This window comes from Collinsella sp. zg1085 (assembly GCF_018889955.1).
GTDB lineage: Bacteria > Actinomycetota > Coriobacteriia > Coriobacteriales > Coriobacteriaceae > Collinsella.
On record NZ_CP076545.1, the window covers coordinates 1,396,101 to 1,410,073 of the forward strand.

4 protein-coding genes are annotated in these 13,973 nt (G+C 51.2%); all 4 read right to left on the reverse strand.

Annotation, left to right across the window (positions count from 1 at the left end):
• Positions 1-113: 113 nt before the first annotated feature.
• The 4 genes from KPC83_RS05940 to KPC83_RS05955 all read right to left on the reverse strand — a co-directional run bounded on the left by KPC83_RS05940 (position 114) and on the right by KPC83_RS05955 (position 13,914).
• Entirely contained in the window at positions 114-5,735 is a 5,622-nt protein-coding gene (locus KPC83_RS05940) for a MucBP domain-containing protein (RefSeq protein ID WP_216278342.1), read from the reverse strand.
• Between the two features lie 651 nt (positions 5,736-6,386).
• Entirely contained in the window at positions 6,387-11,783 is a 5,397-nt protein-coding gene (locus KPC83_RS05945) for a discoidin domain-containing protein (protein WP_216278343.1), read from the reverse strand.
• A 533-nt stretch (positions 11,784-12,316) separates the two neighbouring features.
• Positions 12,317-13,114 carry a twin-arginine translocase subunit TatC gene (gene tatC, locus KPC83_RS05950; RefSeq protein WP_216278344.1) on the reverse strand — a complete coding sequence of 266 codons (798 nt, stop codon included), beginning with the start codon at positions 13,112-13,114 and terminating at the stop codon, positions 12,317-12,319.
• Positions 13,114-13,914, reverse strand: coding sequence for a twin-arginine translocase TatA/TatE family subunit (locus KPC83_RS05955; RefSeq protein ID WP_216278345.1), 801 nt, complete (start codon positions 13,912-13,914; stop codon positions 13,114-13,116). The genes tatC and KPC83_RS05955 overlap by 1 nt, the downstream gene beginning before the upstream one ends.
• Positions 13,915-13,973: the final 59 nt, after the last annotated feature.

The window sequence follows — 13,973 nt, forward strand, 5'->3', positions numbered from 1 at the left end:
TCTATTCTCCTCTGATTGCGCCCTTAATATTCACGTGCACTAATATTGTATTGCCAAAAAGCCAGATAGCAGGCTCACGCCTAACGACGTGAACCTGCACAAAAGCTCACATATTATTGCGCGTTTGAGCGCTTGCGCTGACGAATGACACAAGCAATTGTTATGAACGTCGAAGCAACTGCTACGAAAGAAACCATGTAAGCTCCGGCTGCATCACCAGTCTTGGGTAGACCTTTGCTACCTTTACGCTTTCCGCCTTTCGCAGGGGTGGCGAGCTTGCCCGGGCCATCAGATTTCACAGGCAAAGTAGGCTTGCTGGGCTCGCTGGGCTTCTCCGGTTCGGTCGGCGTGGTCGGATTCTCAGGGGTGTTGGGATTACCGGGTTGGCCAGGCTCTTCAATCTTCTTCTTATAGACGAGAGTCACAAGCTGTTCCTCACTGGAGAAAGTACCCTCAATAGGTGCAGAACCGTCAAGCAGCTGTTTAAACTCATAGCCCTCAATCTGCTTTTTCGTAGCAGTGTAGTGCGCCCCCTGTGCGCCCATCAGCGTCTCGGAAGCGGCAATTTCATTGCCTGCTTCGTCCACATACTTCACGATGACAGTACTAGAAGCAATCTTCACCGAGAGTTGAATTGTATCATCATCAGTAGCAAGCGCATCCTTACCCTCAGCGAGCTGCTTTGCTGTCCATACGAAGGCAAAGACCTCCTGCCTACCTGAGTTAGAGGTTGCAATAGCCCCAAACTCTCCTGTCACCGTACCCACCGAAGTGAGAACTGTATTAGCAGCCAGATTACTCGCAACCTTAATCTTTGGGATGGTAATCTTGAGTGCTGTACCATTCTCGACACCAGAGGCATTAACGGCGGCTTTGAGATCTGCATAGGTCATGATACTCGCCGCATTCTTGAGGCCAAAGGTGACAATAACCTTTTGTCCCTCGACCTTCACGTCCGTAATCTCAAAGGTTTCGGCAAGACCCTCAGCCATGGCTGAAACCTTCTCCTTACTTAGATCGGTTGGTAGCGTCAATCCTTCAGGCACAGTCATCGTAGCAGTAAACCCAAATTTCTTAACATCAACCTTGATTGAGGTACCATCAGGGTTATTAAAGTTCTGCTCAATAGCAGCCATCTGGCTCTTGATACTACTAATCTTTATGAGACCCGTAAGGTCAATCGTAGAGCCGAGTGCCACCTCAGGCGTCGTCTCATGCGTCGTGTCAGAGCCTATGAGCATATCACCGGGAAGCGTAGTTGTGAGCGTAGCCGGAGTCTTGGCAGTGAACGTGATGCGCGTGTCATCAACAGGTGTCACAGCATCTTTTCCGTCAGGCCACTGCATGCCGTTCCAGCGGAACGAGAAGGTCTTGGTAGTGCCCGCCGCCGAGATGGCGTTCGCTTTGAAGAAACCTTCGACAGTGCCAACGGTAGTAAGCTTTGTATTATCGACTACGGAGCCGGCGATTTTAATACCTAAAACCGTAAGTTTCAGCCAAGAGTTTCCATTCTCGGTTACACCAGATGCCTGCACAGCATCCTTAAGCTTGGCATAAGTGTTAAGACTAGACGCGTTCTTAAGACCAAAAGTCACGGTGACCTTCTGCCCCTCAACCTGTACATCTGTAACTTCGAAAGTTTCTTTGAAGGTATCCTCACCTGTGATTGGGTCCGTGGTTATTACTTTAGTCTTGTCGAGACCAGCAGGGAAGCTCATACCCTCGGGTAGCGTCATTGTTGCTGTAAACCCAAAACCCTTGATATCGATTGCAATTGTCGTGCCGTCAGGGTTGTTAAACTGATTCTCAATCATCGTCATCTGTCTTTTGATTCCATCAATCTTGACGGCACCCGTGAGATTGATGTTTGAGCCAGTAAAGACAGGATAGACCGCTTCATGCTCCGTATTATTGCCAGAGAGAATGTCTGCCGGCAACTCGTTTTCTACAGGCACGGGTGTAGCGAGGCTGAGCTGTATGGTGCTAAGATCGGTGGCAAGTTTGTCCTTGCCAGCCTCAATCTGTGTACCCGTCCACACAAAAGAAAAGTCCTTCTCGGTACCAGAAGCTGAAGTGGCTACCGCGTCAAAGGTGCCGGCAACTGTCCCAACCATGGTAAGTTGAGCACCATCAGCGACATCATCATTCACGCTGATGCCACAAACGGTGAGCTTCATCGTGTCATCGAGTCGATTCACAGCATCGTGTAGCTGCTGATAGTTGGTAATACCATCCTTGAGTGTGAGGGTCACCATTACGCTCTTACCGTCCTCGGCAACAACTACATCACTCACGCTAAAGGTATCGGCAAAACCAGTGAGGATTACCGTATCCTTGGAGAGGTTGGACGGAAGCGTTAAGCCATCGGGAACCGTGAAGGTAGCCTTAAATACAGATGAAAGCCCACTCAGATTGATGGAGGCTAAATCAGAAGGGTTTCCAAACTGAGCCTCAACACCGGCCATCTGCGTTTTTATCGTTTTAGCATCAATTGTTCCGGTCAAGTTAATTTTATCACCCTGCTGTACACCAGCCGGAGCTGTGTTAGTGGTATCGAAGCCAACCTGCTTTTGCTGCTCGGATGTAGCCTTTGCTGGCTGCACATACACGAGCATATCGGCAGAAATCGATGTTTCAAGCGGCTTCTTCACAAGGATGGTCTGCTGAATGGTAGCATCGTCCCGAGCACGAAAGTCCTTACCACCGGTGACCTGCGTGCTGTTCCAGCTAATATTGAAACGAATTGCATTTGTATCAGTAGTGTTCGCCACCGAGGTAAAGGTTCCCTTAACGGTGCCAGTAACCGCAAGCTCATCGCCGTTTTGCACTGCATCACCATCTAGGCTAAAGCCTGAGATGGTAAGCGTAATCTGATCGGCAATAGGACTCTGACCTGCCATACGTAAGGAGGCTTGAGTTCCTGTAGCACTCACGGCAGCCTTGAGCTCCTCATAGCTCAAATAAGCCTTCTTAAGACCGAAGGTCACCGTAACCGTCTGACCGTTAACCGCAGCAGACTTAACCTCGAAGAGGTCACCCAAGCCGGTAGCTACAACCTGATTGGTCGCAAGACTCGAAGGCAGCTTGACACCTGCAGGGAAAGTCAAAATTGCACTAAAGGTGGAAGTGGTACCTGTGAGCTTAATGTCAGCGGGTGTAGCGTCCGAGAACTGGCTCTCAATTGCCCTCATCTGCTGTTTGATTGTAGAAACGTCAACCGCACCGGTGAGACTGAAGGTTTTACCAGCAGCAGCCTCAACCTTGAGGACGGACGTGCTGTTTGCCTGTCCCGCCTCGGAGTCACCCCAGAGGTCGGCGGGAAGCTCAGTCTCGTACCTCATCTCACGAACGTTTGCATCAGGTGACCAAATAAGGTAATAGGTAGCGTTCGTAGTGAAAGCTGGATTAGCGCCGGGTGTTGCAAAAATGAGAAACTTCGTATCGTCAAAACGCAGGTTATCACCTTGACCGTTAGAGGCGGTGTTCCAATGAGTAGCACTCCCAAGTTTTGAGCCAATCTTTGTCGCCACAGCACCTGTAGGCGTAATCTGGCCGCGCGCGAAGCTACCGAGCACCTCAGAGAGCTTCTGGTTGTAGGTAGCGCCCTTCGTCACGACAGCAAGCTCACCGCCAAGCACAGGGTCTGACTCTATCCTAAAAATATCAGGATTCTTCTTGAACACACTATCGGCACCAAAAGTACCACCGTTAGCCGAGAAGGCCACGCGGTAAGTATCTACATCGAACTGGGCATACACGTCAATTTGCGTAGCTCCGCCTTCAAACGCCAGAGTTGAACCTGAGCTAATCTCGGCGCTCTCAGAGCTAGAGGCAACCGTCCACTTCTTAAAAGTCTTTCCCGCAACAGCAAAGTCCGGGCGAGCCTTTAGCACATCTTCAAAGGAGAGTACCTTGATGTGGTTTTCGGAGGCGGCAATGTTTTGGATATAGTCCACGCCATTACCATTATGATAGACAACCGTCTTTACATCCCACTTGGCATAAACATCAGTATCTGTATCAAACTGGGTTGTAGCAAAATCGAAGGCATGCTCTGCACCATTAGTATCTCTGTAGTACCAGCCAAGAAAATTCACGCCAGTCGAATCGGTAGGTGTGCCAACATCAGATGTACCTTCAACAAAGCCGAGTTTGTAGCCGCGCACCGTACGTAAGGACTTATTGCTCGTAGTATTATCCGCAAACTTTGCGTTGCTGTTATTTAGCTTGAAACTAACTTTAGCTGCCGGGGCAAACACGTACTTCTTTCCATCTGGCGAAGCGTTGGCTACCTTGTACTCGTAGCGCTCACCGTTTTTATTAATGGGGTTAAACGAGTTTAGCGAAGCATCAGCGAGTGTGAAGTATGAAAGCAACTCATTACCATTGTCTGCACCATTAGTAGGTGTGGTAACGGCAGCGTTAAAACTTGGATCAAAAGCAACATAGAATGAGCCACCAGTGACCACGTAGGAGCCGCCGGTACTGCGGTCGGCACCACCGTTGTCGTAGGTTTTATTTTTGTGATCAGTAATCACCTGACTGTCACCGCTGAACGTGATGCTCGCCGCCCCACGTGTGCCAAAGGACGGAAACGTGTCGATGTTTGTTGTCTCAAGTGTGGAGTCCACGAAGTTCACATGAGCGCCGTCGCCGTTAATGTTAAGACCACCGCCATCGCGACCTGCCCAATCCTTGCCGATGCTATTCTTAATGAGTACCTTCGAGCCATTTGTCACGTTAAATGACTTCGATCCATTTGCAACTGAGATACGTCCGCCATCTACCGTGAGGATAGAGCCGTTTGTGATAACCGGATCATTGCCGAATGTGATGGCCTGGCGATATGCAGCTGCAGCCGTCGCCTTATTGATATAGAGATCAGAGTGATCAAGTGAGAATGTGCTACCCGGATTCATGTAGTACCAGGTCTGCGTAGTGGTAAGAGAGGCGTTTGTCATCGATGCAAGGGCATAGTGCTCTGCCCCATTCGCGGTAGCTGTTACCGCGATTGTAGCATTTGTGATAGACCCCTTCTGCAAATCGGCACCGCTCGTACCAGTAGCTTTAATAACAACGCTCGACCGGTCAGTAGATCCCTCAATTGAGGCTCCGTTTAGATTGAGAGCGCGGTTGCCGCCGCTGATAACATAGGTGCCGTCGCTGAGCTTCGCACCGCTGTTCAGCTGAATCGCAACGTTAAACCCGGTCATTGTAAGCGTGTTAGTACCCGCGGTAAGGGTTGCGCCATTCGCAAGTGTGATACCGTTGCCAGTACCCGTGATTGAGGTACGCCCCACAATTTTTAAGGTGATGCCCGACGGAATCGTAGCACCAGTCCAATCTGTAAAATCACCAGAGAGATTGATTACAGTAATGCTCGGATTTGTCTTCTGAACCTCAAGCGCCTTCATCAGTGTGGCAAAGGCTTGACCAGCAGACGATCCATCATTGTCGTCATTACCTGTGGAGCTAACCCAAAGCTCTGAGAGTGTGGTGTAATCAGCAGCTACATCGGCAGCCCGCTCCGGTGCATGCTCCCCAACGGACAAAGCAGTGCGGTGCGTCCCTGTAGCTACAGGCGCGGCTTGTATGGTCTCAGTCTCTGCCTTGCCAAGCTCAGTCACCGCCTTCTCCTCATCAGTTACAGGCTGAGCCGTCTCTGACTCTTCCTGTGGGGCGGCATCTGCAATAGGCACTACCGAATTCTCAGCAAGCGCCGCGCGTGGCACCATAGAAAACGGCGTCAGAATTAGCGACAGTGCAAGAAGCAGAGAGAGGCTTCTCTGACCTATGCTATGAGGTAAGGGGGGGTAATACTGCGCTTACGACCTTGCATATGCATTCCTATCCTTGAGACACACTAATTCTAAATTGACACGCTGAATAGCTCATATGCCAAACCGTAGTGTCAAAGTTCCGTCTAAAAGAGACAAACTATAGCCCACCTGATAAACGAAACACAATCTAGAACCAGCTCAAATCTATGTCAGCACCATACCACAAACATGCGGACATACCAAAATGTAGTTGCACTAGTTTCTTATATGTAACTCACGAGCAAAAATATGTATGTTCGGTTGATTTAACCCAACAATCTGTGCAGTTTTCTCATCAGACAACGATATTACGCCGTGCACTAGCAGTACAAACGTATTGATAAATTACACCTGTCGCTTTGGCAAAAATGACTAATTTGACGCAGAAAACTGTCATTTTTGACGAATTTGGCGTAAAGAGACACCTGTAGCTTTACGCGCAGCTCATCTACCTGCAGCTTTATAAATCAAATACTAACCCGCTGGGTTATAGAGAGTACTTTTTCGTCATTTTTGCCAAAGCGACCCTTGACCATTTTACGTGTGCGCACACCCTTTTGAGATGCCCTATCTCCTTTCAGACAAGCCGCGCCAACGGCGAATCATCATGGCAACCCCGAACACTACAACGGCTGCCCCGGAAAGACCAATGGTCACTGTTAACAAATCGCCCGTTGACGGAAGACTGCGAGCGTTCTTTCGCGCATGCAAGCCCGGCTTAACCGTTGAATTCGGCTGGGTAACAACACCAGCACCGGTGCCAGACTTTGGCGGCGCGGGAATATCTTGACCGGGCTCTGTGCCAGGGTTAGGCGTGGCAATCTCCCCAGAACTAGAACCTGGTGTTGCCTCTCCCGGCTGCGGGTCAACCTGAGTCCCATGTGCCATCACACTCACCGAGAACACCGCCGTTTTTCCACCATAGGAAACGGTAAAGTCTAGGTTATCGGCAGCCGTGAGCACCGTAGTAAGTACTGGATTAAAACCAAACGAGCCTGCGGTATCCGCATCATACGCGACATTGGACACCGTGCCGTCACTCATGGTGAGTGCAAGTACAAGACCAGCGGGGTTGAGTGTCTCGCCCTCCGTATACACGGTCTTAGTTGGTGCAGTCTTCACGGCAATACCGGCAAGTACCGGCTCAGCTTTCTCAATTTTGAAGGTTCGCGTAACCGTCCCCGAATACGCACCAATGCCTTCAATAGTCACCGTCGCAGTGCCTTGAGCAGTGTTGTTTGCAAACGAGAGCAGATAATCCATGCCATACACAAGCGTCTTGTCGCCGTGTGTAACTCGCTCGTCGAGCTCCATCGCGCCTACAGGGTGTTCTCCATCAATCCGGTCAACCGTGACGACAGAAGGAACCTTAATCGCAACCTGTTCAGCATCAGCAATGTCGACTGTTGGAGCCGCAGCACTCAGGCGAAGCTCTGCAGCCGAGATAAACCGCCTATCTGCCACAAGGGACACCGTTTCAAGCCCTGTGAAGCGAATAAAGCGCGCAGATACAGGCTTGTCAAAGCTTGCTATCTTCCACCCTGCCCCGGTATCCCAGGTGCCCGTGGCAGCATTTTTCCAAGTGGTACCGTCATCGCTATACTGCACCAGATACTCACTCACCGTACCATTGCTGCCGTCTGCGCGGGGCAAGTAACGAAGACCAAAGACGCTCGCAGGCTTTTTGAGCTCCATGACTGCCCAGAGTTTTCCTGCGTCAGTATTATCATAGGCACCATGCCACATCGTGGCCTCGTTGCCATCGAACGCGTAGGCAATCGGTCCATCGTTACCGGCAGGCGGGTTCTTTTCGGTGCCCGCAGAGAGTTTGAGATTATCAACCGGATAGTCATAATCCTCAAGGTGTTTCTCTGGGGCCGTATTGAGCTTGATGCTAAATGAGCTCATCTTGCTGTGGTCCTCAGACTCAAGCAAAATCTTTATCTCGTCGTTATAAGCAGGAAGTACCGTAACCGCAGCGTTGTCCTTGCCTGTAGCCGCTACCTCGGCCATGAGGGCACGAGTTTCAAACGCGCCGCGCCCAAGAGCTGTCTTTGGCGCTACCTGTCCGTTGACCGCAAGGCTCTCAAGTGCAGCTGCAGATCCGATGCTATAGCTACCCTCAGCCTTCATAAGCTCAATCTCTGTAATTCCAATACACTTGCGGAACCTGCCTCCTGCAGCAGGTTGCCCTGCCGGGTTCTTAAATTCAAGTTTGACAAACGTTGCAGCAACCGGGTCAAAATCGAGGGTATAGCGCTTCACGTTTTGCGAAACATCGGTGATGGTCTCCCGCACGGGAACCTCAGTCCAGCTCCCTTCCGTGCCGTCGGCCGAAATATACATCTTGGTGGTTCCAGCATCGGGATAATATGCCGTGTAGTCGTCGGTAAAGAAATGCACCCTCGCCTGTGCAAAACGCGTCTGCGTGTTATAGCGAAACGTAATGCTTGAGCGCGTGTTATTGGCGTCCGCTTGAGCAAACGCGTAGTTAGTCCAGCGCCTATTGCTGCCGCCCGAACCCGCGCTTGTGTAGGCTGTGTCACCGTCGTTCACCGCACTAAGCGAATCTGACTGTAACCCCTCAGGTACGCTCTGCGTAAGCTCAGAGAGCGTAGCATTGCTCTTGTGGGCTACGTTTTCACCCACAGAAACCCTCTCGCGCTCAACGCGGATTTTCGCATGTACCGCCACATCAACGCCAAACACATTGGCCGTACCATCAATATAAACGACCCCCTCGGTCTTAAATGCATCGGCGGTGGGCATCTTCCAGGTCACCGGAAAGCTTACGTTCAAGATTTGGCCGTCAGCCATAACCGCTGGGCGCGCATCGGGCATAATGGGCACTTGACCTGCTGGGACCATCGCAGAGTAGTTAAGCATGGCGGCAACGTTATCAAGCACAAGCACCGTGGCCTCAATCTGTGCTCCGGCAACCGTCCCGTTCACCGTAAAGGTGCCAAGCTCACCAAGCAAGGCAGGATTCACTTCGTCCCAAGTAATCTCCTCCGCGCCTGTAACCGACCCATCCACATAGGTGACCTCGGCGGTTTTTGGAAGCTCCAGCTCAGAGCCGCGCTTCACATAGTGGAAACGAGAAAACTTAACGTTGTCAACCGCCTTTTCAGCAGAAGGCCCACTAACAGGCGCAACCGCAATAGTTGCAGTCGCGCTCTCAAGGCCCTCAGCACGTGCCGTCACTCTAAGAGTTCCGCCTGCGGTATTCGCACGGACAATACCCACAAGCTGCCCCGCATGAGCTGCGCGGTTACTGTCACGGAAAGATTGGTGATCGGGGGAAGAACCGTTGTCCACACCCGCAAGCGTGCCAGCGCCCTCCACCGAAAACGTCACGCGGTTGGTAGCGTCGGGCACCATGCGTCCCTCAGCATCGAGAATACTCACGGTCAGGTAAGAGAGGTCGTCACCGTTGGCGCTGATGGAACTTCGATCCGCTTCAATTAAGAGGCGCTTTGCCGGACCCGCGCTAGATACACTTTTGCGACCGTCCCACTCGCTACCTGCGGTGTCAATAGGGTTTCCCTGCGCATCGAAGGCCTTAGCATAAAGCGTGCCAGCTTCAAAGGGAACATCCCACGTAAGATACAAATCCCGATGGTTTGTAGAGTTCTCCCCAAAAATCTGGTATTCATAGCCGGCCGGTGTCGTTTTCTTAGTGAATTGCTTTCGCGCACCTACCAGCTTTTCTGTGCCATCTGCAGTTCTCAGCCAAAGCTCAACAGCCGGTGCGTCGGTGTACACCACCACAGGTACCCGCTTGTCGGCTCCCCGCTTAACCACCAGCTCCTCGTTCCATACTGGGAGAATGTGCAGTGTATGCTTAGCGTCATTCCACTGAGACTGATAAAAGTAGAACGAATCCTTAGGTAGGCCTGCCGTGTCAATAATGCCAAAGTACGAGCTCTTGGGAGACGGCCAAGATGGGTTTCGGTCCGTGCTGCCCGCAGCAACACCGTTCCAGGGCGTCGGTTCACCCAGATAATCAAAGCCAGTCCACACATACTCGCCAGCTACAAAGTCGCGAGCAATCGTGGCATACCAAGCCTGGGAGGCAACATGTCCCCAGCTCACAGCTGAGGTGTCGTATGAGGTAAGTTGCATGCCACCTGCGTCCACCATACTACCCTGTGTGCTATACACGCCACGGCTGTTCACCGCAGACGCCGTCTCGGAGCCGTAGAAGCGCCAATCGGGATGGAGCCGGTGTTGATTGTCGTAGTTGTTCAGACTGGAATAGTTGATGCCAATTATGCCGCCAGCCTCGTGAGTTTTTTGCGGGTTATAGGTTTGACGGCCGGAGAGGAGCTGATTATCGCCGAGCGTGACAGGACGTGTACGGTCAGCCTCACCAACCCAGCGCAGCAGGCTCTCGTGCGCCGTGGCATCAAAGCCCCGAGAAGCACCGGTAATCATCTCGTTGCCCACCGACCACATAATGATTGACGGGGCATTTATATCGCGGGCAATACTCTGCTTAAGGTCAAACTCCGCCCAGGTCATCGAACTCTTAGCGCCCTCAAGCCGGGTCTCACCAATCGCCTTATTAAAGAAGCGCGCGTAATCGTTCACGTTGCCGTTTTTATCGGCCGTCCACCCATCGAAAACCTCAAGGTCCAAGAGGATACCTTCCTCATTACAGATTTTGACGAGCGCACGCGGCGGCGTGTTGTGGGATGTGCGGATGGAGTTTGCACCCATATCCTTGAGAATACGCACCTGACGACGAAGCGCCGCTTCGGTATCTACGGAACCAAGCGCGCCCTGGTCGTTATGCAGACAAACGCCCTTGAGCTTTATGTGCTCGCCATTGAGAAGGAATCCCTCGTTAGCATCGAAGCTAAAAAAGCGATAGCCAAACTCTGTATCGTAGGTATCAACAACGACACCGTTAACCTTCACCTGCGTGCGCACGGTATAAAGATTGGGGCTCGCCGTGCTCCAAAGCTCAGGCGCAGGTGCAATAAGATTAGTCTCAATGACGGCACGCCCAGCGGCGGCAATCTCAACCGCCTGCGCGGTGTTAGTAACGATAGGTGCTGCCGGGTCACCACCAACCTTGAAAATCGACTGTTCAAGTGTGACGCTTGCCGGCGCGGTGCTGCCATTCTCCACAGTTGTTGCAAGATGGGTTCGTACGTTTTGTGTCTTGCCTGCTGCAAGCTCAGGCGTAGTCACAACCACGCCATCTTTGCTAACATGCACCTGGTCGGTCACCACCAGCTCGACCGTACGACCAATACCCGACCCCGAGTACCAACGGCTAGAAGGCGTCTGATGATTCACGCTCACTGCGATAAAATTCTGAGCGCCTACCTTTACCTCGCTGGTAATGTCGATGCCAAAGGGTGAATAGCCATACGGGTGCGTAGCGAGCTTCTTGCCGTTCACATAGACCGTGGCATCCATATAAATACCGTCAAAGTCGATGCGCAAGCGCTTACCCGCAAGCTCTTTTCCTACCTCAAAGGCTTTGCGATACCAGCCAATGCCGCCCAAAAGATAGGAACTTTCTGCCTCACCAGCCCGTGTACGCTCTTGGTCGATACTGTAGTCATGCGGAAGATTAATATGCTCCCAAGCAGAGTCATCAAACGAAGGGTTCTCAGCACCGGAAGCATCGCCGAGCTTAAACTTCCAGTTGCCATCGAAGTTTTGGGTGCGCATGTCTGGATTGCTAACTCGGTTGATATAAAAGCGCTCAGGAGCAGAGCTCATCTGTGTTGACGTCGCAGAACGAACAGACGGCGCCTCTTCAGCCCTTGTGCGCGGAGCCGCGATAGCTGCAAAAACACGATGGGCAGACGGCGCTTGATTCTGAGCAAATGCCATAACAGGTACTGTAAAGAGCGACATCAAGCTTAGCGACGATGCAAGAAGCAGCAAAAGCCCACCTCGAACTATGCCATGAACAGATAAAACGCTACGCCGACAACCTTGCATACGTGTTCCTATCTTCGAGGTACAACTGTTTCATATCGATACGTTACGTGGGTAATGCATCAAATATTGGTGTCATAACTCCGTTTGAAGGCGTAACCTTAGCGCGCCAAATAAACGAAGCACGACATAGAACCTGCTTACTTCTTTGATAAAAACATAGCATAAAGCTGCAAAGACACTGGTAAACGTCCCCGTAAAAGCCTCTACATACCGCTCACGGAGATACACGCTCCGCTCACCGACAAAACTATGTATATTTGATTGAATAAGCTACACCTGTCGCTTTGGCAAAAATGACTAATTTGACGCAAAAATCTGTCAGTTTTGACGAATTTGGCATAAAGCGACAACTGTCACTTTACGCGCGAATCATCTACCTGCAGCTTTGTAAATAAAATACTAACCCGCTGGGTTATAGAGAGTACAAATTCGTCAGTTTTGCCAAAGTGACAGATGTCCATGTTGCGTAGTAATTCATGCAAGTAGATTAACGTTGCAACCGAGTAGATTAGCTACACAAGCATACAACGAGCCTACTCGCCTTCGTCCTCGTCATCGCTCTTTAGAAAATCGAGCCGGCTACCGGTAAGACCTGCCTTACCTTCGCGCATCACAATAATGAGGCGCGTCACCAGCAGTGAAATCTCGTACAGCGACAGCATGGCTGCATACATAAACATCAAGGTAACTGGGCTTGCATCAGGGGTAACCGATGCCGAGACCACCAGCATAATGACATAGATATAACGCCATGCGGCACGAAAACTTGCATAGGGAACAATATGAAATACCGCGAGATAAAACACAATGAGTGGCAGCTCAAAACCGATGCCAAATCCAATCATGAGCAGAATTTCAATGTCGATATAGTCTTTAAGCTCAGGTATTACATGAGCTACTGAACGACTCTCCTCAATCAACCACTCAAAAGCAGCAGGCGCGATGATGAAGTAACAAAAAATCAAACCAATAAAGAACAGAGCCACGGCGGCAAAAATTGTTGGAACCACCCATTTGCGCTCTTTAGGTTTAAGTGCTGGCAAAAAGAAGGCCAGAATTTGCCACAAAATCATGGGCGTACACATAATGATAGCGCTTCGTAGGGCTACGCCAAATTTAATTGAGAAACCGCTCAGAGAGCCGAGCAGCGAAAGGTCTTCACCCGGTTGTAAATAGGGGCGAATAGGTTCTTTAAGAATATCAACAATGACAGGAGCAGCAAAGTAAAGCACAATCGTTGCTGCCAGCAGAGAAACCACCACAATGGTCATGCGTCGACGCAGCTCACCAAGGTGATCAAGCAAGGGCATACGCGCGGGTCCGATGGGCATTACTGCTCACCTCCTTCTTCTGATGTAGCTTTGGGTTGCATGTCCTCAACAGGAGCTTCTTCTTCCGTTGCAGCCACAGAAGGCTGAGCCCCTGAGCTACTTGAGCCACCCGAAGCGCCTGCAACAGAAAGCTGTTCGTCTTTAGTAGTTCCTGCAACTGGACGCCGACGCGGGCGGCGACGGGCATACAAATCTTCAGTTGTTTGAATCTCAACTTGCTGAACATCGGGTACTGCAGCAGTACGCGCAGCTGAATCCTCTGCAGCTTGAACAGAATCACCCGCAGAACTTAACGCTTCTTGAGAGGCTGCATCACCGGGCAACACGCTCTTAGCCTCAGCAGCTTGAGACGCTGGCGCGCCTGCTTCAACCTTCTCAGCTCCCTCACCTAGCTCAGATGTCTCACCAGCTGACTCGTGTGCCTCCAAATCTGTACGCACCCCAGATGGTTCCCCTGCCTCTTGCGCTGCTTTCTCAGCGGCTAAACGAGCACGTCGCTCCGCAAAGGTCTCAGTCGAACGCGATTTTTTCTCGGGTTCAATGTCAGCGTCGGCATCGAGGTCTTTTTGCGTGGCACCAGCAACTGCAGCACTCACCGTTTTGAGCGGATCCCCAACCACCTCAGTCATGGGGTCAATTACCTCAGACTGCACCATGGTAGTCATCTTCTCCTGCGTCTCTCTAAATTGACGCAGCGCACGCCCCAGCGTGCGACCCATCTGCGGCAACTTATCAGGACCAAACAAAAGAAAGCCGAAGACTAAAATAATCACCAGCTCAGTTGAACCTATGCCAAACACTCAGACCTCCGGGTGCCTCAATGATTAAACCCTCACCTAGAGCTTAAACATACATGCAA

Coding starts and splice junctions, on each gene's coding strand:
- tatC (WP_216278344.1), bottom strand. CDS start 13,114: ATGCCCATCGGACCCGCGCGTATGCCCTTGCTTGATCACCTTGGTGAG.
- KPC83_RS05940 (WP_216278342.1), bottom strand. CDS start 5,735: ATGGTGCCACGCGCGGCGCTTGCTGAGAATTCGGTAGTGCCTATTGCA.
- KPC83_RS05945 (WP_216278343.1), bottom strand. CDS start 11,783: ATGCAAGGTTGTCGGCGTAGCGTTTTATCTGTTCATGGCATAGTTCGA.